We start from the raw sequence: 22,273 nt of genomic DNA, 5'->3' as shown, positions 1-22,273 counted from the left end.
TAAACTGACAAATCAGCACTATATGACTAAGAGTAATCCGTATCCGACCAGCGCAGCCCACACCAGCAGCGGCATGGAGTAGAGATGGAAGCGCCACCAGATGCGACGATTATTCGCCATACGCAGGGCGATCAGGTTCGCCAGCGATCCCGGCAGCAGGCCAAAACCACCGACGTTAACTGCCCAGGCGAGCAGCGTATCGGGCGGCACATAGTTGAGCAGCAGAATGGTCGCCGGCACATTACTGATAAACTGCGACAGGCCAATCGCGGTCAGCCATAAGCCCGGCTGTGAGAGCTGGCCGGTGCTGGCAAGTGTCGCGTGCAGCGCAGGCAGCTGGGTCAGCAGATGGACGTCGATAAACATGGCGATAAAGACCAGCAGCAATGTCCAGTCGACACTGAACACCACCCGGCGCGCCAGGAAGAGGAAGCCGACGGCGATTATCGCCAACCCCCACAGCTCCTGCTTCAGCTCAAGCGCGGTGATAAAGACCAGGTAGAAGCCAAGGCAGCTCCAGACCAGCTTCGGTTTCCACTCGCTCGAACTCTGCCCGCTATGGTAAGTCAGCGCTTTCGCGGAGAAGCAGAACCAGCACAGCACCAGCAAGGTGATCATCATGGCCAGCGCCAGCGGTGCCATCTGCCAGATGAAGGCCGGGAAAGAGAGCCCCGAACGGCCCCAAATCAGGATGTTCTGCGGGTTACCGATGGGCGTTAAAAGCGATCCGGCGTTGACCGCCAGCGCTTCGAAGATGATCAGCCGGTTAACCGGGATTTCGCACAGCTTCTTTAGCGTGATGGTCAGCGGCACGACAATAAAGAGCGCCACATCGTTAGTCAGGAAGGTAGAGAGCACCGCCGCCGCCAGCACGAGGAAGATCGCCAGCTGACGTTCATGCTGAAAACGGCGCACCATGCGTCGGCCAATCACATCAAAATAGCCGCTCAGCTCCACCCCTTTGGTCAGCAGCATTAACCCACTGAGGGTAATAATGGTGTGCCAGTCGATGGCGCCGGGCCACTTCTTTGGCGCAAAGGGCACAAAGAAGCATAAGGCGACGCCAATTAACAGTAACAGGTGGAGAAAGCGGTCACGCGCCAGGGCGCGAATAAAAGGGAGGTTCATTCAGATGGCGTCTCGTGTTGCTGCGTGAAACGACGGAAACATTCAAGGGTCTCTTCACTGACGTGGTGCTCCATCCCTTCCGCATCGCGCCGGGCGATATCCGGGCTGACGCCTAACACCAGCAGGAAACTCTCAACGATTTGGTGGCGTTCGCGGCTCTCCTGCGCCAGCTTCTCCCCTTCGGCGGTGAGAAAGACGCCGCGCCACGGGATCTGCTCGATAAGACCGACCGAGGCGAGCCTTTTTAACATTTTCGCCACCGTGGGCTGCGACACGCCGAGGCGCGCGGCCATATCCACCTGACGGGCTTCCCCCACTTCGCGGATCAGATCGGAGATGAGTTCAACATAGTCATCAATCAGCTCGCGGCGGTGCGCTTCGCGGACCTGGCGGAAACCTTCGACATGCTCTTCGACATTAACCAGCGTCACTTTTTTTATTGTTTGCTTACCTGCGCGACGGTTCATAGTGCTTCCCCTGACGGTGAGACGCTGTGCAGCATCATATAAGAGAGGCGCATTGTAAACCATCCGTGAATCAGTACAAAAAATTAACGTATTAGCCGTAGCTATGTAATATAGCCTGTGCTATATCTGTATGTAATGCGTTCACCTTTCATGGATCGAAGGGGTCCTAATCATCAGGAGGTGACAATGAATGAGTTCAAGAGGTGTATGCGCGTGTTTAGCCACTCTCCCTTTAAAGTCCGTTTAATGCTGCTCAATATGTTGTGCGATATCGTCAACGGTAAGCCGCAGCAGAACGAAGATAAACCTACCCACTGATGCGGCGTCGCGGTACGCCGCTTCATATTTCTGTCATCTTATCGCTTCATACTGACCTGTTTTCCCCAAAATCCGCGTATTTTTGCTGGATTTGCAATCACTCTCGCAAAACAATCTCTTAGCTGCTGTTGACCTGGAACCCGCCGCGCTTTATCTTTGCGCAGCCCTGCACTCAATGCGCACCGCAGACGCGGATCCCCTCCCCCTCTCAGCGCGCTGTCCGGCAGGTTTTGGCCCTTACGCCAGGGTGAGCACATGGCGTTTCACGAAATCATCTATGAGCGTAATCCTTAAAGAGTCCGTTGCCCTGCGCGGTCAGTCGATCAATCCGTGGATTGGTTTCTATTTCCTGCAGTCACTATTAATTAACTTTGCCCTTGGCTACGAATTCAGCGTGCTGTATGCGGTGGTCTCCACCTGCGCGCTCTGCGTGCTCTGGCGTCATGCGCCGCGTGCGCAAAAAATCTTTCTGACCATTACCACGCTGGTCGCCGCCAGCTACTTTCCGTTTGGTCAGGCTTATGGCGCGCCCAACTTCAACACCCTGCTGGCGCTGCGTTCCACCAATATTGAAGAGTCGTCAGAAATTCTGACCATCTTCCCGTGGTATCACTACGTGATTAGCGTTGGCATCCTCGCGCTGGGCGTGATTGCGCTGCGCCGCCGGGTGTTGGTGCCTTCGACGCCGTGGCTGAAGTGGGACACGCTGGGGGTAATCTTTTGCGTCGCCTCCTACTTTATCGGCCCGGTACAGAACCATTTTCGCGGCTTTGAGTTCCGCCTGATCGACACCGGCGTGCCGGTGCTGCGCTTTGTGCGCGATGTCGCCTACAACTACCACGAAGTGAAGGTAGAAGAGGAGAACATGGCGCAGCTCTCCGGGATGAAAGATACCTGGACGGTCACCGCAGTTAACCCGAAGTATCACGTCTATGTGGTGGTGATTGGCGAGAGCGCGCGCCGCGATGCGCTGGGCGCTTTTGGTGGGCACTGGAACAATACGCCGTTTGCCAGCCAGGTGAATGGCGATCTCTTTACCGACTATATTGCCGCCAGCGGATCGACACAGAAGTCCCTCGGCCTGACCTTAAACCGTGTGGTCAACGACAAGCCGCAGTATCAGGATAACTTTGTCACGCTGGCGAGCCGCGCCGGTTTCCAGACCTGGTGGTTCTCAAACCAGGGACAAATTGGCGAATATGACACCGCCATCGCCAGCATTGCCAAACGCGCCGATGAAGTGCAGTTCCTGAAACGGGGCGACTTTGAAGCGGATAAAAACACCCGCGATGAGGATCTGTTAAAGCTCACCAACCAGGTGCTGAGCGTACGGCGTAATCAACCGCAGCTGATTGTGCTGCATCTGATGGGCTCGCATCCGCAGGCGTGCGATCGCACCGGCGGCAAGTACAACGAGTTTGTGCAGTCGAAAGAGACCTCCTGCTACCTCTACTCCATCACGCAAACCGACGATCTGCTGGGCAAGATCTACTCCCAGCTGCGCAACAGCGGCGAGAGTTTCTCGATGGTCTACTTCTCCGATCATGGTCTGGCGTTCAAAGAGCGCGGCAAAGAGGTGCAGTACCTCGCGCATGACGACCATTTTCAGCAGAACTTCCAGGTGCCGTTTATGGTGGTCTCAAGCGATGCGACAAAACATCGTCTGATTAAAGCGCGCCGCTCCGCCAACGACTTTTTGAGCTTCTTCTCGCAGTGGACCGGGATTACCGCCACGCAGATCAAAAATGCCTACCCGTTTATCTCCGGGAAAAAAGCGGGGCCCGTCTACGTAACCAACTTTAAGTTACAGAAAGTGGACTATAACCATCTCGGCACCGACCTGTTCGACACGCGCAGCAGCCGTTAACGGTCTATGCTTTTTGCAGGCAAAAAAAATCCGCCCCTTGAGGCGGATTTTTATTATCGCAAAAGCGATTAGAAGCGGTAACCAACACCAGCGATCCAGGTGCCAACGTCAACGCTACGGATACGGCTCTGCTCGTAGGAGAAGTCCAGAGCAACGTTTTCCATCGGGTTGAACTGCAGACCAGCACCGTAAGAAACGCCGTAGTCGCTGGTGTCAGACACTTTAGCAACGTCAGCAGTCTGCTGGAATTTACCGTAACCAACACCAACTACACCGTAGATGCTCGCCCAGTCATTGATGCGGAAAGCCGGACCAGCAGTGATGCCGTAGTACTGAGCTTTGTTATAAACGCCTTCACCGGTAGTACGATCTTTTTCGGTGTAGGTGAAGGAACCGATAACGCCCAGCGGGTTGTTATCCTGCTCGTAACGGTATTTCAGGTTGAAACCGTTGGTTTTGTTAGCAATACCCTGAGCGTCGCTCTGAGCATAACCGCCGGAAACAGTAGAAGTTGATGCTACTGCGGAACCTGCAGAAACCGCCAGAAGAGCGGCCAGTGCTGAAAGACATGCAATTTTTTTCATAATCCACCTCAAATGTGCTTCAAGAAATCCTGGGTACTACGCATTTAAATATATCAAAAATTATAAGGAAACTCTTTGAGAGAAATAGAGTCTAAAGCGTTCTTTCATGTAACAGAAAGTTTCCGCTTCTTAACAACCCATTCATTAAAAAGCACTTTTCTCAAGAGTCGGACTATTATGGTACCTGTTCTGGAATTCGTTCATCCAGATTATTCTTAAATAAACAGGCCAATAATCGACCGCCCGACGGCCATTATACGGATTTTTTCAGCCTTTTTTACAACCAACCATCAACCGTCTGAATACTATTTCAAGTAGACTGTCGGCTCTGCTTCACCAGACACTTAACGGAGAAAGGATGCCTGTTTTGCCGCGTAAACTGCCGGTGTGGGTACCGGTTATCATACTGCTTATCGCTATGACCTCGATTCAGGGAGGGGCGTCGCTGGCGAAATCGCTCTTTCCTCTGGTCGGCGCGCCCGGCGTCACCGCGCTGCGTCTTGCCCTCGGCACGCTTATCCTGGTCATCGTCTTTAAACCCTGGCGCCTGCGTTTCACCCGCGAACAGCGTCTGCCGCTGCTCTTTTATGGCCTGTCGCTCGGCGCGATGAACTACATGTTCTATCTGGCGATCCAGACCGTGCCGCTTGGCGTGGCCGTGGCGCTGGAGTTCACCGGTCCGCTGGCAGTTGCTCTTTTCGGCTCCCGCCGGGCAGTTGATTTTATCTGGGTGATCCTCGCCGTGCTGGGGCTGTGGTATCTGCTGCCGCTGGGCCAGGATGTGGCGCATGTTGATTTAACCGGCGCGGCATTTGCGCTCGGCGCGGGGGCCTGCTGGGCTATCTATATTATTAGCGGGCAACGCGCGGGCGAGGATCATGGCCCGGCGACGGTTGCGCTGGGTTCGCTGATTGCCGCCATCGTCTTTGTGCCTCTTGGCGCATTTCAGGCGGGCGAGGTGTTGTGGCACTGGTCTATTTTACCGCTCGGTATTGCGGTGGCGATTCTGTCGACTGCATTGCCCTACTCCCTTGAGATGATCGCCCTCACCCGTCTGCCGACGCGCACCTTCGGTACACTGATGAGCATGGAACCAGCGCTGGCTGCCGTTTCGGGGATGATCTTCCTCGGCGAGACGCTTGCGCTCCAGCAGGTGCTGGCCTTGATGGCGATTGTGATTGCCTCGATGGGGTCGACATTAACCCTGCGCCGCGAGACCACAATAAAAGAAGTGGATATTGGTAAATAATAATTATTCAGCATGAGATTTCGCTCATGCTGAATATTCATTCAGACCTTTGACATTATTTTTTACGCTTTAAGTAAATTCTTTATTAATTAGAATTATTCTTAGTTATCTGCTGTCTCTTTATTAGATTTATCTTACATTTCATTCGATTAGTTGCGTATTTTCGAAATCGTGACCTATATTTAAATCACGCTATCGAACTGATAGGCATAGCCAAAACCGACTACGGTTCATCTGGTGCTATACTTAGTTCCGGTAATTACCTGGGACACAAACATCAAGAGGATATGGATTATGAGTACCGCTAAACTGGTAAAAACGAAAGCGTCTAATCTGCTTTATACCCGTAACGATGTATCGGACAGCGACAAACAAGCGACCATTGAGCTGCTGAATCGCCAGGTGATCCACTTCACTGACCTGTCTCTGATCACCAAGCAGGCCCACTGGAACATGCGCGGCGCGAACTTTATCGGCGTGCACGAAATGCTGGATCAGTTCCGTACTTTGCTGGTAACGCACCTTGATACCATGGCAGAGCGCGCGGTTCAGCTGGGCGGTGTTGCACTGGGTACCACTCAGGTGATCAACAGCAAAACGGCACTGAAAAGCTACCCGCTGGATATTCACAGTGTGCAGGATCACCTGAAAGAGCTGGCCGATCGTTACGCGGTGGTCGCGAACGACCTGCGTAAAGCCATCACCGAAGCGAAAGATGAAGATACCGCAGATATCTTTACCGCCGCTTCCCGCGATCTGGATCAGTACCTGTGGTTTATCGAAGCTAACATCGAATAAGCCAGATCTTTTCGTTATCGCTCTGACCCCTGCGCCTCCGGTGCGGGGGTTTGCACTTTTATGGTGCAACACTTCTCCCCCTTCCCGCCAGAAAGTTACCGCTTCGTAATTATCTCATCACAAAATTGTTAATAAGTGATTGTTTCTCGCCCACGTTGTGCGCTAAATAGCAGCACTGCCGACAATCTCGCGCGAGCGCACCAAAAGAGTGACTCAAAATGGTGCATTGCGGTGTCATTGCTACACTTATTGTGCAACCGGTTAAAGCTTCGCCTTTACAAAACAATAGGTTGTAAACCTGGCATGATTTTTTCATACTGCGTTCATTCTCGCAGGGGCTCGCTCCCCCGATACAAAAGGAAACACTATGAAGTCTGTATTGAAATTCTCCCTGGCCGCACTCGCTCTCGCCTTTGCTGTTTCTTCTCAGGCTGCTGATAAAAAACTGGTTGTGGCTACCGATACTGCATTCGTTCCTTTCGAATTCAAAAAAGGCAATGAGTACGTTGGTTTCGACATCGACCTGTGGGCTGCCGTGGCGAAAGAGCTGAAGCTGGATTATGAACTGAAGCCGATGGACTTCAGCGGCATCATCCCTGCCCTGCAAACCAAAAACGTTGATGTCGCACTGGCGGGCATCACCATTACTGAAGAGCGTAAAAAAGCGATCGAGTTCTCCGACGGCTACTACAAAAGCGGCCTGCTGGTGATGGTGAAAGCCGACAACAACGACGTTAAAAGCGCGAAAGATCTCAACGGTAAAGTGATCGCAGTTAAGAGCGGCACCGGCTCCGTGGATTACGCGAAAGCGAATATCAAAACGAAAGATCTGCGCCAGTTCCCGAACATCGATAACGCTTACATGGAGCTGGGTACCGGCCGCGCTGATGCGGTTCTGCACGATACGCCAAACATCCTCTACTTCATCAAAACTGCCGGCAACGGTCGTTTCAAAGCGGTAGGCGACTCTCTGGAAGCGCAGCAGTACGGCATCGCCTTCCCGAAAGGCAGCGACGATCTGCGTGAGAAAGTGAACGGCGCGCTGAAAACCCTGCGTGAGAACGGTACGTACAACGAAATCTACAAAAAATGGTTCGGTTCAGAACCTAAATAATTATTAAAAAATAAAAGGTTAAACGTCGGGGGCGGCTTTCGTCCCCGCGCTATTTGTCTCTTCTACGGTATACAGGAATTAATCACATGCAGTTTGACTGGAGCGCCATCTGGCCCGCCATTCCGCTTCTACTGGACGGGGCCAAAATGACCTTGTGGATTTCGATCCTCGGTCTGGCTGGCGGTATCGTTATCGGCCTGATGGCTGGTTTAGCCCGCACCTACGGCGGGTGGATCTCAAACCACGTCGCCCTCGTATTTATCGAAATTGTCCGCGGCACGCCGATTGTCGTGCAGGTGATGTACATCTACTTCGCCCTGCCGATGGCGCTGCCGGATCTGCGCATCGACACCTTCACCGCCGCGGTGGTGACGATCATGATCAACTCGGGCGCTTATATTGCCGAGATCACCCGTGGTTCGGTGCTGTCGATCCATAAAGGCTTTAGCGAAGCGGGCATGGCGCTTGGTCTGTCGCGCCGCGAAACCATTCGCCACGTCATTATGCCGCTGGCGCTGCGCCGCATGCTGCCGCCGCTTGGCAACCAGCTGATCATCAGTATCAAAGATACCTCGCTGTTTATTGTTATCGGCGCGGCTGAATTGACCCGCCAGGGCCAGGAGATCATCGCCGGGAACTTCCGCGCGCTGGAGATCTGGACCGCCGTCGGGGTTATCTATCTCATCATTACCCAGGCACTCAACATCGTGCTTCGCCGTCTTGAAAAAAGGATGAAAATCCTGTGATTGAATTTAAAAACGTTTCCAAGCACTTCGGTAAAACCCAGGTGCTGCATGATATCGACCTCAACATTACTCAGGGCGAAGTGGTGGTGATTATCGGGCCGTCCGGCTCCGGTAAATCGACCCTGCTGCGCTGCATCAACAAGCTGGAAGAGATCACCAAAGGCGATCTGATTGTTGATGGTCTGAAGGTCAACGACCCGAAAGTGGATGAGCGCCTGATCCGCCAGGAAGCGGGCATGGTGTTCCAGCAGTTTTACCTCTTCCCGCACCTGACGGCGCTGGAGAACGTGATGTTTGGCCCGCTGCGCGTGCGCGGCACCAACAAAGCGGAAGCGGAAAAGCAGGCGAAAGCGCTGCTGGCGAAAGTGGGTCTTGCCGAGCGCGCCCATCACTACCCGTCAGAGCTCTCCGGTGGCCAGCAGCAGCGCGTGGCGATTGCCCGCGCGCTGGCGGTCAAACCGAAGATGATGCTGTTTGATGAGCCAACCTCGGCGCTCGATCCGGAATTGCGTCACGAAGTGCTGAAAGTGATGCAGGATCTGGCCGAAGAGGGAATGACGATGGTGATCGTGACCCACGAAATCGGCTTTGCCGAAAAAGTGGCCTCGCGTCTGATTTTCATTGATAAGGGCCGCATTGCCGAAGATGGCAACCCGCAGCAGCTGATTGAGAATCCGCCCAGCCAGCGTTTGCAGGAGTTCCTGCAACACGTCTCCTGACAGCCAACCCCTCCACCCGGAGGGGTTTTTCTTTTGCGGATTGTGCGTAATTTCCTCTCGCCCTCCCCCGGCACCTATACTTATCCTTTTGCGGGATTTTCTCACCGGAGGAGCTATGCCGTGGATTTTGTTACTGATTAGCCTGCTGTGCGCGCCGCTTCAGGCCGCGACCATACCCGGCGTTACCGCCGCAACCACCACTTCCACCTCAGCGCAAACCAGCGAACCCGATGTTGAACAGAAAAAAGCAGCTTATGGCGCGCTGGCCGATGTGCTGGAGAATGACGAATCACGCAAAGAGCTGATCGACCAGCTGCGTAAAGTCGCCACGACACCGCCGCAGGAGCCAGTGCCGGTCATCTCGCCGCCCGCCATTGAAGAGCAGAAAACGGTGCTGGAGAAGGTTACCGAAGTGGCGGATTACTATGGCGAGGCACTCTCGACCCGTTTTGCCCAGCTGTGGCGCAATATCACCGGCTCGCCGCATAAAGCCTTTAACCCGCAAACTTTCACCAATGCTGCCAGCCACTTCATGCTGCTCGCGGTGCTGGTCTTCGCCTTCTGGTGGACAGTGCGCTTCTGCGTCTCGCCGGTTTACCGCCGCATGGGCGCGTGGGGGCGGCGTAAAAACCGCGACAGCAGCAACTGGTTACAACTGCCGTCGATGATTGTCGGGGCTTTTATTATCGACATCATTCTGCTGGCGCTGACACTGTTTGTCGGCCAGGTGCTGCGCGCCAACCTTAACGGCGGTAACAGCACCATCGCCTTTCAGCAGAGCCTGTTTCTCAACGCCTTCGCGCTGATTGAGTTTTTCAAAGCGATCCTGCGGCTTATCTTCTGCCCGCGCATTCCCGATCTGCGCCCGTTTCATATTCGTGATGAGACGGCGCGCTACTGGCACCTGCGCTTAAGCGCGCTCAGCAGCCTGATTGGCTATGGGCTGCTGGTGGCGGTGCCGATTATCTCCAATCAGGTGAACATTCAGTTCGGTGCCCTCGCCAATGTGGTGATCATGCTCTGCATCACCCTCTGGGCGCTCTATCTGATTTTCCATAACAAGCGCGAAATCCAGCACAACCTGATCCTGCTGGCAGACCGCTCGCTGGCCTTCTTCAGCCTCTTTATCCGCGCCTTTGCACTGGTGTGGCACTGGCTCGCCAGCGCCTACTTCATCGTGCTCTTCTTCTTCTCGCTCTTCGATCCGGGCAACAGCCTGAAGTTTATGATGGGCGCGTCGTTGAGCAGCCTGGCGATCCTCAGCGTCTCCGCGTTTATCTCCGGCGTGCTGTCGCGTTGGCTGGATAAGACCATCACCCTGTCGCCGCAGGTACAGCGCAACTATCCGGAGTTGCAAAAGCGGCTTAACGGCTGGTTATCTGCCTCGATGAAAACTGCCCGCTTCCTGGTGGTCTGCACCACCATTCTGCTGCTGTTAAGCGCGTGGGGGCTGTTCGATTTCTGGCACTGGCTCAATTATGGTACCGGGGAGAAGGCGGTCGATATTCTGATCCGTATCGCGCTGATCCTCTTCTTCTCCGCCGTCGGCTGGACATTGCTGGCGACGATTATTGAGAACCGGCTAACATCCGACATTCACGGTCGCCCGCTGCCCAGCGCGCGCACGCGTACGTTGCTGACGCTGTTTCGCAACGCGCTGGCGGTGGTGATCAGCACCATAACGGTAATGATTGTGCTTTCAGAGATTGGAGTGAATATCGCGCCGCTGCTGGCGGGTGCCGGGGCGCTGGGTCTGGCGATCTCGTTCGGTTCGCAGACCCTGGTGAAAGATATTATCACCGGCATATTTATTCAGTTTGAAAATGGGATGAACACCGGCGATCTGGTGACCATCGGTCCGCTCACCGGCACGGTGGAGCGGATGACTATTCGTTCCGTCGGCGTGCGCCAGGATACCGGCGCGTACCACATCATCCCGTGGTCATCGATCACCACCTTCGCCAACTTTGTGCGCGGGATTGGCTCAGTGGTGGCGAACTATGATGTCGATCGTCATGAGGATACAGACAAAGCCAATCAGGCGCTGAAGGATGCGGTGGCGGAACTGATGGAGCAGGAGGAGATCCGCGGTTTGATTATCGGCGAGCCGAACTTTGCCGGGCTGGTCGGGCTGACCAATACTGCCTTTACGCTGCGTGTCACCTTCACCACCCTGCCGCTAAAGCAGTGGACGGTGCGTTTCGCCCTCGACACGATGGTGAAAAAACATTTCGATCTCGCCCACGTGCGCCCGCCGGTGCAGACCTACCAGATGGTGTCAGCACCGGAAGGGATCGGGCAAGCGCAACCGGCGGCGAACTCCGGTACGCCGCCCGCACAACCTACCCTTTAAAGCGACTCTGCGCCCAGCGTTTACGCTGGGCCTCGTCGAGGAAGCTCCAGGCGATAAAGCGGCTCTGCTTCTGCCCCTGCGCCATCTCTTTTTTCACCACTTTTACCGCGCCGACCTGCGTCAGTGCGCGGTAGAGCTCCGGCAGGTTGTCGCCGCGCGACACCAGCGAGGTGAACCACAACACCTGGCGGGCAAACTGCTTGCTCTCGGCAATCATCGTTTTGATAAAGGCGACTTCGCCACCTTCACACCACAGCTCCTGCTGCTGGCCGCCGAAGTTGGCCGCGTCCGTCACAGACTGGCCGAGGTTGCGCCGCTTGCGCTCGCTGTTTGCCTGCGCGCTCTGCGCCGAGTCATGGAAAGGTGGGTTACAGATAACGGCATCGTAGGACTCATTTTTATGAATGATACCGGTGAGGATCGCCGCCATATCTTTCTGGCGACGCAGGCGCACCGCGCGGGTCAGGCCAGGGTTGGCGGCGATGATCGCCTGCGCGCTGGCAAAGGCTTCGGCGTTGACTTCACTGCCGGTAAAACGCCAGCCATATTGATGGGCGCCAATCAGCGGATAGATGCAGTTCGCACCGGTGCCGATATCGAGCACGCTGGCCTGCGCCGGAATGGTACCGTTATCGCTCTCTGCCAGCAGATCGGCGAGATGGTGCAGATAGTCTGCGCGACCCGGCACAGGCGGGCAGAGAAAGCCGTCCGGGATATCCCACTCGCGCACGCCGTAGAAATGCGCCAGCAGCGCCTTATTCAGGGCTTTCACCGCCTGCGGATCGGCAAAATTAACGGTCTCTTCCCCGTTCGGATTGCGCGTGATAAAGGCGCGCAGCGACGGGTTGACGGCGCACAGGGCGTCGAGGTCGTAGCGGCTGTGGTGGCGGTTACGCGGGTGCAGACCCGGCTTCTGGGCATTCATGGCATTCTCCTGTTAACAGCGGCGTAAGATACCCGTTGACGCCAGCCGGGTAAATAAGGGAGCCTGAAGAAACTTTTTGCCATCAGGAGACGCTATGTATTTTTATGAGCCCGCGAAAGGTCATGGCCTGCCGCACGACCCGCTGAATGCCATTGTCGGCCCGCGCCCTATCGGCTGGATCGCCTCGCTGGACGGGCAAGGCCGCCGCAACCTGGCGCCCTATAGCTTCTTCAACTGCTTTAACTACCGCCCGCCAATTATTGGTTTCGCCAGCAGCGGCTGGAAAGATAGCGTGCAGAATATCGTCGAAAGCAAAGAGTTTGTCTGGAACTTAACCACCCGCGATCTGGCGGTACAGATGAATGAGACCTCCGCGTCGCTGGCGCACGGCGAAGATGAGTTTGCCCGCGCCGGGCTGACCCCGGCAGAGAGTCGCCTGGTGCGCGCCCCGCGCGTGGCGGAAAGCCCGGTTAACTTTGAGTGCCGCTTGTCGCAGTGCATCCAGCTCACCGCCGCCGACGGCAGCCCGATTGAGAGCTGGCTGGTGCTGGGGGAAGTGGTGGCGGTGCATATCGATGAGTCGCTGCTCGAAGAGGGCATTTACCAGACGGCGAAGGCGCAGCCGGTGCTGCGCGCCGGAGGGCCGTCCGCTTATTACGGTATTAGCGAGGATCAGCGTTTCGATCTGGTCAGGCCGGATAATCGTTAAGTTAACGCCGCCAGGCTATTATCGACGGGCCTACAAAACGGATATTCCTGAAACGGCGTAGGCCGGATAAGCGTTTACGCGCCATCCGGCATTATCTCCGCGGCGCCATTGCCGGATGGCGGCTTCGCCTTATCCGGCCTACCAAAACGAGCCTACCGCAACACCAATATTGCTTTTACTACCGGTTTCACAGCGAGGGGTTGTGTCCCCGCTGAAATCGGCGAACCGAAGCGTGAATGACAAGGTCTGGACGCCATGGATGGCGGACAGAGGCGAACCGAGGCATGGAGCGAGTCCCGTAGGGGCGAGCAAGCCGAGTCGAGCCGGCCGCAGTCAGGCACGCGGGAGGTGAGCGCAGTGCGCAGCACCGATTTCCTCGCGGGGCCGCGGGGATTGACAAGGGGAGCGCGGCCGCTTCCCTTGTCCCGTTCACCGCATAAAAGATTAATGAAACTCCCGAACGCCTGGTGAACGGAACCATTCCACCATGGCAACATGCCATCCCCATTGCCGGATGGCGGCTGCGCCTTATCCGGCCTACAAAATTGCCCCCCGCTATAGCGTCTATACTTAATAGCTATACAGGAGGAAATTATGGCTTCAGGTTGGGCAAACGACGATGCAGTACAGCAGCAGATCGACAGCACCATTGAGGATGCGGTCGCCCGCGCGCGCCGGGACATCCCGGGGGGTGAGAGCCTTAAAGAGTGCGAGGAGTGCGGTGAAACCATTCCGGAAGCGCGGCGAAAAGCGATTCCCGGCGTACGGCTGTGCGTGAAATGCCAGCAGGAGAAAGATTTACATAACTCGACATATTCAGGATATAATCGCAGAGGATCGAAGGATAGCCAGCTACGCTGACTTTTCCTGACGCCTCCCGGCGGGATAAGCACTTACCTTTACCTTCATACTTTTCCGCTTCGCTTGTCGCAAAATGTGCCGCTTATCTCCGAACAGAGATCGAGTCCGCCCACTTCTTGCTTTTTTATCTTTTTAACCTTTACGTTTCAAAAACTTAACTATTATTCAATTTTTTAGAACAAGGCTTTCAATTCTCTTCGATTTTCTCGCTGATAAAAAACTGTGATACTTATCACATCGACGGAACATCGTCCCAAATTCAGTATAACCTGCGAGAGAAACCCTATGAACGCCATTAAATATGCTGTTGCTGCTGTCGCACTATCCACCCTCTCTTTCGGTGCTTTTGCGGCTCAATCTGTTAACCCTGCTCAGGCAGGCGAGCTGAACAAAATCGGTGTGGTCTCCGCCCACGGCGCAACCACGCTGGACGGCCTTGAAGCACGCCTGGCAGAGAAAGCCAAAGCGGCAGGCGCTTCTGGCTACAGCATTCTGTCTACCACCGGCAATAACAAGCTGAGTGGCACAGCGGTTATCTATAAGTAACCTGACCCGCGTTTTACCCCGGCATTTTAACCCTCTGCCGGATGCACCACCCTCATTGACCCTTATTGCCCTTTGCATGGTCCGTCCAGGATTGCGACGGGCTTTTTTTTATCCAAATGTCGCCGCGACCCGCGCCAGCCCCTCTTCCAGCGTTTGCACTTCACCGCTCGCCAGCAGGCAGCAGGCCAGCTGCACCTTTAATGACTCCGGTATTGCTTCGCGTCCGCTCAGGCAGTGCTCGATCCAGCGCGCGGTGCTCTCCGCATCTTTCGCCGCACCGCCTGAAGCAGGTTCCAGCGCCGCGTCACTGCGGGCAAAGAGCACGCGCTCGCCCGCGGGATCGATCAGGTTCATCTGCGGGCAGCGCTGCGGGTTGGCGTACACCTCCCCTTCGGTGCCCTGCATCAACAGGCCGCGCCCGCCGATATCAGCGAAAAATTTGCCCACGCGGGTCAGGTATTCCGGGTGCGACACGCTGGAGAGACGCAGCGCCGCCTCTTCAGCAAAGGGGGTCGCCAGCTTCGCCAGCGTGTGCGCACTATTACGCACGCCCATACGCCAGCGTAGCCCCAACTGATCCTCCAGCGGCGGGCAGAGGGCGCTTACCGGAATATAGACCGGTTGATGCCCCTCCAGCTTTGCCTGCGCCTGCCCGGCAAGCGTGGTGGCTTCAATGCCCAGCAGGGCGAAGATGGTTTCGCTGACGACGCGGGTCGGATCTTCGCTGACGCCGTGCACCACCACCGGAAAGCCCAGTTTGCTGAGCAGAATCGCCAGCAGCGGCGTCAGGTTCGCCTGCTTGCGCGCGCCGTTATAGCTCGGGATAACAATCGGCATCGGTTTCGCCACCGGCGGCGTCAGCTTCATTGTCCGATCCTGCATCGCCGCGTAGAAGCCGCGCATTTCGGCCTCGCCTTCCCCTTTAATGCGCAGCGCAATCAGGATCGCGCCCATCTCCAGTTCCGGTACCTCGCCGTTGAGCATCCTCGCGTAGAGGCTGCGGGCGGTGTCAATATCAAGGTCGCGGGCATGATTTTTCCCCCGGCCAACCTCTTTAATGATGGTGCGGTAATCCATGGACTCTCCTTGCGTGCTCACATCGTTAACGGCGCTTGCGGCGCTTCTGTTCTGGTTTCTTCACTATAACGTCAGGCATCGGCGGTTGGGAAATTGGAAATATTGGCAGTGCATCAAGCAGGCGTTTCCCATAACTCTTGGTCAACAGCCGCTTATCGTAGATCACCACTTCACCGCGACACTCATGGCTGCGGATCAGGCGCCCGACCTGCTGAATCAGGTTAAACGAGGCGCTCGGCAGGCTCTGCACTTCGAAGGGATAACGCTTAAGACTCTTCAGCCACTCCCCTTCGGTGATGACTACCGGGCTGTCGATGGGCGGGAAGGCAATCTTATGGATATGCACCTGGGTGAGGTAATCCCCCTTCAGATCCAGCCCCTCGGCAAAGGATTGCAGGCCAACCAGCACGCTGCGCTCGCCGCCATCGATGCGTTTTCGGTGCAGCTCCACCAGCCGGTAACGGGGCTGATCGCCCTGCACCAGCAGCAACAGACGCAGGTCGGGCACATACGTGAGGAAGAGCTGCATCGCGCGCTGGCTGGCGAAGAGCACCAGCATTCCGCGGTGCGCTTTGCTCTCCACCTGCTCACGGAACCAGGTTGCCATCTCGGCGATATGCTGCTCTTCGTTCTCCATCAGCGGCTCGTAGCGCATCTGCGGAATAATAATCTTGCCCTGCTCAACATGGTTGAACGGCGAGTCGAGGCTGACAAAGCGGTCACCCGCTTTCTCTTTCAGCCCGCTCATCTCCTGCAAGCGGTGGAAACTGTTGAGCGAACGCAGGGTCGCCGAGGTGACGACAATATGCGGCACGCTGCGCCAGAGCAGCTTTTCCAGCTGGTCGCTGACGCGAATACCGACGCAGTGAAATTGCAGGTGCAGTTGCCCGTCGCGCACGTCGCGCGTGACCCATTTTGAGACCGGCGCGCCGGAGGCCTGTGCCATCGACGCCAGCCGCCAGAGCTTGCTCTGGCTCTCAAACATCCCCAGCGCGCGGTTCATCTGCAAAATCACCCGGTGCAGACGCACAACGTCATGGCTGCCGGTTTTCTCGCTGAGATCGTTGAGAAACAGCTCCGCCAGCCCGCGCAGCATCTCGGTCAGTTTCGCCAGCCGCTGGCAGATCTCCATCACTTCATCCGGCAGTTCGCCCATCGTAAAGCGGTGCTCTGCCTCCTGACCGGCGGGGAGATAGAGATTGAGAATGGCGTTGAGGGAGGAGATCAGCTCAAACAGCTCTTCGCAGTGGGCGTTGAGTCGCTCGGGGATTGCCAGCGGCGGCAGGGTTTTCGGGCGAAACTGCTCGAGGCAAGTCGCCACCAGTTTGGTAAAGAGGTCGAGCTGTAGCTGATACCAGCCGGCGGTGATCTCCGCCGACATCTCCAGCGCATCGCGGGCGACATCCGGCAGATGGTGGCCCTCATCGAGCACCAGCAGCAGGTTTTTCGGCTCCGGCAGCACCGCTTCGCTCTCCATCGCCGCCATCACCAGCGCGTGGTTGGCAACGACCACTTCCGCTTCCTGGATCTCCCGACGCGCCACAAAGAAGGGGCACTCGCGGTAGTAGTGGCAGTTGCGGTTCAGGCAGCCCGCTTTATCGGTGCTCAGGCGTCGCCAGAGATCGTCGCTGATAGCTTTATCGGTGTGATCGCGCAGGCCATCCCACTTGTAGCTGTCGAGATCGGCTTTCAGCGATGCGCAGCGCGTCTGCTCCTCTTTGTTGCCGGGCGTCAGTTCGTCATCAAGAAAGGCCAGCAGATCCTGCTGATTGGGATCGCTGCTGGCGAGCGCGGCGAGATTGCGCGGGCAGACATAGCGCCCGCGGCCAAAGGCGGCGGTAAAGCGTAAATCGGGAATAATTTTGCGCAGCAGCGGCAGATCTTTACTGGAGATCTGATCCTGTAGGGCGACGTTGGCGGTGCTGACCACCAGCGTTTTCTGCTCTTCACGGGCAATCGCAATGCCCGGAATAAGGTATGAGAGGGTTTTCCCGACCCCGGTCGGCGCTTCAATCGCCAGATGGCGGCCCTCATCGCCCGCCAGCGTTTTTGCCACGTCAGCAATCATCTGACGCTGCGGCGCGCGGGGAATAAAGTCCGGGATCTGTTGTTGCAACGCCTTATACCAGGCGGCAATTTGCGCTTTTAACGCGGCGGTAAGGGCCATTCGATAACCTGAAGTACTGTATAAACGGCCACTATTGTGGCACCTTTTCGCCCGCAGGGGCGAACGCTTTTTGCCGTTATGGAAGGCTGCTCGTAAATCGCACGTCAGGCAGACGATACTTTTCGCAAAGCCGATCACAAATTGGCAGATCCATTTATGAAACCGCTTCCCGACGCGTTGAACATTTATATGGTCAATGCTAGCTTTTTATCTGCATTACGCTTGTTACCGAATATCGGGCAAAACCTAAATGCAGACTGAGGGGATCAATCCGTCCCTGGCTGTATTTACGTTTTGCCCGTTTTTGTTTGCAGGAGTTGGCGATGCTGGTCAAACAAATATTAAATAATAACGTTGTCAGCGCCCTCGATGAGCACGGCTTTGAGGTAATTCTGACCGGGCGCGGCCTCGGGTTTAATACCCAGAGCGGTGACCGCGTCAATATGGACGCCATCGAGAAGATATTCCACTTGAAAGACTCCCAGCTCTCGGCCCGCTTTAAAGATCTGGTGAGCGAAGTGCCGGTGGAAATTGTCCAGCTAACGGCGGATATTGTCGCCCTCGCGCGCGAAACGCTGCCGCACAAATTAAGCGACGGGCTGTATGTCACCCTTGCCGATCACCTCCACTTTGCCCTCCAGCGCAGTGAAAAAGGCGAGAGTTTAGCCAACCCGCTGGAGTGGGAAGTGCGCCACTTTTACACCGCCGAGTACGCCATTGGCCGCCAGGCGCTGGGCATGGTAGTAGCGCGCACCGGCACGCTGCTACCGGACAGCGAAGCGTGCAGTATCGCCCTGCATATCGTCAACGCCGGGCTGAACGATACGATGGGAAAAACCACGCAAATCACCCGGCTTATTTATCAACTGCAAAATATCGTCAGATACTTTTTTACTCTGCCGCCCGATGAGCACACCCTCAATTACCAGCGCTTTATTACCCACTTAAAATTTTTCGCGCAGCGGGTGATTGCCGGGGAGGTATTAAACAACGATGACGAGGAGTTATTTGCCATGGTTGAGCGCCGCTACCAGACAACGCTGAAGTGCGTAAATGCCATCAGCGAGTTTGTCGGCAAACATTATCACCACACCATGAGCAACTCCGAGAAGCTTTATCTGACCGTGCATATCGAAAACGTGGTGCAGCGGTCGGCGTAATTCACCCGGCAGGCGGATATGCCTGCGGCGTGAAAAAATGAATTCCATCCAGGCTTGTTACTGTTAAATCAGGCAAACCCCAGAGGAAACAAGGTATCGGCCGAGGCCGATGTTTGTTGATGACGCCGGAAATTCGGGCGTCTGTCTGGAGGAATGAGCATGAACTACCCGCAAACCGCGCAGAAGATCATTGCGCATATCGGCGGCAAGGAGAATATCCTGTCGCTGTTTCACTGCATCACCCGTCTGCGTTTTCTCCTTCACGACCATGACAAGGTCGATCGCGCGGCGCTGGAAGCGCTGGATGGCGTGATCGGCGTGAATATCTCTGGCGATCAGTACCAGCTGATTATCGGTAACGAGGTCGCCCCGCTCTGCGAAGCGCTGCTCGCGCAACTCCCCGGCGTCTCGTCCAGCGCCAGCAGCAGCAAACGGCGTAATCCGGTGTCGGTGGTGCTGGAGGGGTTATCGAGCATCTTCTCACCGATCATTCCGGCGATTGCCGGGGCCGGGATCCTGAAAGGGGTGCTGGCACTGATGGTCGCTATGCAGTGGCTTCAGACCAGCAACCAGACCTACCAGATCCTGCTCGCCATCAGCGACGGCGTCTTCTACTTTATGCCGCTGGCGCTGGCCTTCAGCGCCGGGAATAAGTTTGGTGCCAACCCCTACGTCGCCGTGGCGCTCGCTGCCACCCTCTTCCACCCGGCGATCCAGACGCTGTTTAAATCCGGCGCGCCGGTGAGCTTTCTCGGCCTGCCGGTGCCGACGGTCAATTACGCCTCGACGGTGATCCCGATTCTGCTGGCGGTGTGGCTGTTAAGCCGGGTGGAGAAGCTGATTGACCGCATCATGCCCGGCGTGCTGAAAACGATGTTCGTGCCGCTGCTGAGCCTGGTGATTGTCGCACCGATTACGCTGATGGTTATCGGGCCGCTCGGTATCTTCGCCGGCAATGCGCTCTCCGGCGGCATTATCTGGCTGGTGGAAAACATGGGTATCGTCGCGGGCGTGGTGGTGGGCGGCACGCTATCGATGATCATCATTACCGGCATGCACTATGTGCTGGTGCCAATCATGATCAACAACATCAGCACCATGGGTTTCGACCCGTTCAAAATCCTCTTTTATGTCGCCAACCTCGGCCAGGCGGGCGCGGCTTTCGGCGTGTTTATTCGCGCACGCGATAAGAAGCTGAAGTCGCTGGCGCTCTCCACCAGCTTCAGCGCGATGATGGGCATCACCGAACCGGCGATGTACGGCGTTAATATCCGCTACAAACGCCCCTTTGCCGCCGCGCTGTTGGGCGGCGCGATTGGCGGCGGCTTTGCGATGGCGATGGGGGTGAAAACCTACGCCTTTGCCCTCAGCGGCTTGCCCGGCCTGCCGGCGCTGGTCGGCCCGACCTTTCTCTGGGCGATTGTCAGTATCGCGCTCTCCTTTGTCTCCGCTGCCGTGCTGACGGTGATCCTCGGTTTCGAAGAGAAGGTGGTAGCAGGCGTCAGCCCGGTGAAGATCGCACGCGAGGAGGAGCGACTCTTCGCCCCGGTTAGCGGCACGCTGAAAGCCCTCAACACCCTGAGCGACCCGGTCTTTGCCGATGAAATTTTCGGCAAGGGGCTGGCTATCGACCCGAGCAACGGCGAGCTGCGTTCACCGGTCAACGGCAAGGTGGAGTCGCTGTTTGAAACCCACCACGCGCTGGCGCTGGAGAGCGATACCGGTGCCGAAATCCTCATCCACATTGGTATCGACACAGTGAAACTCGGCGGCAAGCATTTTACAAGCCATATCGAGGCCGGGCAGAACGTCGAGGTGGGCGATCTGCTGGTCAGCTTCGATCTCGCCGCGCTGCGGGCAGAGGGGATTGATCCGAGCGTGATCGTGGTGGTCACCAATAGCGAACAGTACGGCGATATCAGCCCGGTGAAAACAGATGGCGATGTCGCCAGCCGGGACGCATTTCTTACATTGACCGCAAGCGCGGCCTAAGGAGCACACCAGTGGCTTATTCGAAATCATTTCCGGAAGGGTTTTTATGGGGCGGCGCAACGGCGGCCAACCAGCTTGAAGGGGCATGGAACGTCGACGGCAAAGGGCTCTCCGTCTCCGATGTCTACACCTTCGATATCAACACGCCGCGCGAGCGCTGGCTCGATCAGTGGCTCGGCATGACCCACGCGCAGGTGCGCGAAGCGCAGGATCCGGAGAGCAAAAAGTACTACCCGAAGCGCAAAGGCAACGACTTCTACCACCATTTCAAAGAGGATATCGCGCTGTTTGCCGGTATGGGCTTCAAGTGTTTTCGTATGTCGATTGCCTGGACGCGCATCTTTCCGCGCGGGGATGAGACCACGCCCAACGAAGCGGGCCTGGCGTTTTATGACGAGGTGTTCGACACGCTGCGCGCGCACGGCATCGAGCCGATTGTCTCCCTCTCCCACTACGAGATGCCGTTGGCGCTGGTCACCGATTACGGCGGCTGGCCGAACCGCCAGTTGGTCGATTTCTATGTCCGCTTCGCCACTACCGTCTTTACGCGCTATCGCAAAAAGGTGAAGTACTGGATGACCTTTAACGAGATTAACTGCGTGAAGCACCACCCCTATGTCAGCGTCGGGGTGATTGAGGAGGACAACCCGCATCTCGAGCAGGATAAGTACCAGGGCGCGCACCACCAGTTTGTTGCCAGCGCGCTCGCCACCAAAGCGTGCCACGCGATTATTCCCGGCTCGCAGATGGGCTGCATGATCAGCTACCAGATGCTCTACCCGCACACCTGCCACCCGGATGATTTGCAGGCCTGCGAAGAGATGCAGCGCGTGTCGCTCTTCTTCAGCGACGTGCAGGCGCGCGGCTACTACCCCGCCTACACCGATCGCATGCTGGCGGAAAAAGGGGTGACGCTGCAAAAAGTGGTTGGCGATGATGAGATCCTGCGCCAGCACCCGGTCGATTTCGTCTCGTTCAGTTACTACATGTCGAGCACCGTCAGCGCCAACCCGGCATTGCATGACGGCGCAGAAGGCAACCTGATCACCGGCGGCATTCGTAACCCGCACCTCACCACCAGTGAATGGGGCTGGCAGATCGATCCGAAAGGGCTACGGCTGGCGCTCAATCAGCTCTATGACCGCTACCAGAAGCCGCTGTTTATTGCCGAAAACGGCCTCGGCGCGGTGGATACCGTTAATCCGGATGGCTCCATCGACGACGATTACCGTATCGACTACCTGCGCCAGCACGTGGTGCAGATGCAGGAGGCGATTGCCGACGGCGTTGATCTCTTTGGTTACACCTGGTGGGGGCCGATTGATGTGGTCAGCGCCGGGACGGCGCAAATCTCCAAGCGGTACGGCTTTATCTATGTCGATCAGGACGATATGGGCAACGGCAGCCAGGCGCGCTCGCTGAAGAAAAGCTACCACTGGTACAAAAAACTGATCGCCTCGAATGGCGAAGACTTAGCGGATTAAGGAGCGGAT

Annotated in this window: 20 protein-coding genes; 14 read left to right on the top strand and 6 right to left on the bottom strand. The window is 56.5% G+C overall.

Translation table 11 applies throughout. The features are described from left to right. Window positions 1-18 precede the first annotated feature (18 nt). Window positions 19-1,128, bottom strand: coding sequence for an anion transporter (locus ACWPW2_RS05885; protein ID WP_054804084.1), 1,110 nt, complete (start codon window positions 1,126-1,128; stop codon window positions 19-21). After that, window positions 1,125-1,595 (bottom strand): manganese-binding transcriptional regulator MntR, encoded by a 471-nt coding sequence (gene mntR, locus ACWPW2_RS05880; protein WP_187801874.1) that lies wholly within the window; start codon window positions 1,593-1,595, stop codon window positions 1,125-1,127. The genes ACWPW2_RS05885 and mntR overlap by 4 nt, the downstream gene beginning before the upstream one ends. 186 nt (window positions 1,596-1,781) lie before the next feature. On the opposite strand from mntR, the gene mntS reads away from it, so the two are divergent. Both mntS and ACWPW2_RS05870 read left to right on the top strand, forming a co-directional pair. After that, a complete protein-coding gene (gene mntS / locus ACWPW2_RS05875; RefSeq protein WP_023481863.1) occupies window positions 1,782-1,913 on the top strand; it encodes a manganase accumulation protein MntS in 132 nt (43 codons plus the stop codon). 277 nt (window positions 1,914-2,190) lie between these two features. Continuing rightward, window positions 2,191-3,780 (top strand): phosphoethanolamine transferase, encoded by a 1,590-nt coding sequence (locus tag ACWPW2_RS05870; protein WP_454121865.1) that lies wholly within the window; start codon window positions 2,191-2,193, stop codon window positions 3,778-3,780. A gap of 68 nt (window positions 3,781-3,848) precedes the next feature. Here the strand turns inward: ACWPW2_RS05870 and ompX are convergent, their stop codons facing one another. Next, a complete protein-coding gene (ompX, locus tag ACWPW2_RS05865) occupies window positions 3,849-4,364 on the bottom strand; it encodes an outer membrane protein OmpX (protein ID WP_023481426.1) in 516 nt (171 codons plus the stop codon). Between the two features lie 358 nt (window positions 4,365-4,722). Between ompX and rhtA the strand changes: the two genes are divergently transcribed. The 6 genes from rhtA (at window position 4,723) to ybiO (ending at window position 11,343) form a co-directional block, all read left to right on the top strand. Further along, complete coding sequence (gene rhtA / locus ACWPW2_RS05860; RefSeq protein ID WP_454121864.1) at window positions 4,723-5,613, top strand: threonine/homoserine exporter RhtA; 891 nt, start codon at window positions 4,723-4,725, stop codon at window positions 5,611-5,613. A gap of 294 nt (window positions 5,614-5,907) precedes the next feature. After that, window positions 5,908-6,411: a DNA starvation/stationary phase protection protein Dps gene (gene dps / locus ACWPW2_RS05855; RefSeq protein ID WP_454121863.1), complete on the top strand. Its 504-nt coding sequence runs from the start codon at window positions 5,908-5,910 to the stop codon at window positions 6,409-6,411. Window positions 6,412-6,778: 367 nt separating this feature from the next. After that, on the top strand, window positions 6,779-7,525 hold the full coding sequence (glnH, locus tag ACWPW2_RS05850) for a glutamine ABC transporter substrate-binding protein GlnH (RefSeq protein WP_094420411.1): 747 nt from the start codon (window positions 6,779-6,781) through the stop codon (window positions 7,523-7,525). A gap of 86 nt (window positions 7,526-7,611) precedes the next feature. Next, window positions 7,612-8,271 (top strand): glutamine ABC transporter permease GlnP, encoded by a 660-nt coding sequence (gene glnP / locus ACWPW2_RS05845; protein WP_023481646.1) that lies wholly within the window; start codon window positions 7,612-7,614, stop codon window positions 8,269-8,271. Next, window positions 8,268-8,990 (top strand): glutamine ABC transporter ATP-binding protein GlnQ, encoded by a 723-nt coding sequence (glnQ, locus tag ACWPW2_RS05840; protein WP_023481528.1) that lies wholly within the window; start codon window positions 8,268-8,270, stop codon window positions 8,988-8,990. The genes glnP and glnQ overlap by 4 nt, the downstream gene beginning before the upstream one ends. Window positions 8,991-9,105: 115 nt before the next feature. Continuing rightward, window positions 9,106-11,343, top strand: coding sequence for a mechanosensitive channel protein (ybiO, locus tag ACWPW2_RS05835; protein ID WP_454121862.1), 2,238 nt, complete (start codon window positions 9,106-9,108; stop codon window positions 11,341-11,343). Here the strand turns inward: ybiO and rlmF are convergent. Then, entirely contained in the window at window positions 11,333-12,268 is a 936-nt protein-coding gene (rlmF, locus tag ACWPW2_RS05830; RefSeq protein ID WP_128483335.1) for a 23S rRNA (adenine(1618)-N(6))-methyltransferase RlmF, read from the bottom strand. The genes ybiO and rlmF overlap by 11 nt on opposite strands. Window positions 12,269-12,362: 94 nt before the next feature. Between rlmF and ACWPW2_RS05825 the strand changes: the two genes are divergently transcribed. From ACWPW2_RS05825 to ybiJ, 3 genes are all read left to right on the top strand, one after another. Further along, window positions 12,363-12,977, top strand: a complete 615-nt coding sequence (locus ACWPW2_RS05825) for a flavin reductase family protein (protein WP_054804079.1) — start codon at window positions 12,363-12,365, stop codon at window positions 12,975-12,977. Window positions 12,978-13,571: 594 nt separating this feature from the next. Beyond that, window positions 13,572-13,838: a DksA/TraR family C4-type zinc finger protein gene (locus ACWPW2_RS05820; protein ID WP_279792105.1), complete on the top strand. Its 267-nt coding sequence runs from the start codon at window positions 13,572-13,574 to the stop codon at window positions 13,836-13,838. Window positions 13,839-14,123: 285 nt separating this feature from the next. Continuing rightward, a complete protein-coding gene (ybiJ, locus tag ACWPW2_RS05815; RefSeq protein WP_054804628.1) occupies window positions 14,124-14,384 on the top strand; it encodes a DUF1471 family protein YbiJ in 261 nt (86 codons plus the stop codon). A gap of 108 nt (window positions 14,385-14,492) precedes the next feature. Here ybiJ and ybiB read toward each other — a convergent pair whose 3' ends face one another. Together ybiB and dinG are read right to left on the bottom strand one after the other, a co-directional pair. Next, a complete protein-coding gene (gene ybiB, locus ACWPW2_RS05810) occupies window positions 14,493-15,461 on the bottom strand; it encodes a DNA-binding protein YbiB (RefSeq protein WP_454121861.1) in 969 nt (322 codons plus the stop codon). Between the two features lie 25 nt (window positions 15,462-15,486). Next, the gene (gene dinG / locus ACWPW2_RS05805) at window positions 15,487-17,628 is read right to left on the bottom strand and encodes an ATP-dependent DNA helicase DinG (RefSeq protein ID WP_454121860.1); all 2,142 of its coding nucleotides are present in this window, start codon (window positions 17,626-17,628) and stop codon (window positions 15,487-15,489) included. A 323-nt stretch (window positions 17,629-17,951) separates the two neighbouring features. Between dinG and licT the strand changes: the two genes are divergently transcribed. The 3 genes from licT to ACWPW2_RS05790 all read left to right on the top strand — a co-directional run bounded on the left by licT (window position 17,952) and on the right by ACWPW2_RS05790 (window position 22,264). Next, the gene (gene licT, locus ACWPW2_RS05800; protein WP_023479241.1) at window positions 17,952-18,788 is read left to right on the top strand and encodes a BglG family transcription antiterminator LicT; all 837 of its coding nucleotides are present in this window, start codon (window positions 17,952-17,954) and stop codon (window positions 18,786-18,788) included. Between the two features lie 159 nt (window positions 18,789-18,947). Further along, window positions 18,948-20,780, top strand: coding sequence for a beta-glucoside-specific PTS transporter subunit IIABC (locus ACWPW2_RS05795; protein ID WP_289746888.1), 1,833 nt, complete (start codon window positions 18,948-18,950; stop codon window positions 20,778-20,780). Window positions 20,781-20,791: 11 nt separating this feature from the next. Next, window positions 20,792-22,264 carry a glycoside hydrolase family 1 protein gene (locus ACWPW2_RS05790; RefSeq protein ID WP_094420419.1) on the top strand — a complete coding sequence of 491 codons (1,473 nt, stop codon included), beginning with the start codon at window positions 20,792-20,794 and terminating at the stop codon, window positions 22,262-22,264. Window positions 22,265-22,273: the final 9 nt, after the last annotated feature.

It is taken from the genome of Kosakonia sp. Marseille-Q7440 (genome assembly GCF_965119485.1).
Note: the sequence above shows the minus strand (reverse complement) of the source record. Positions and strands in the feature narration are given on the sequence as shown.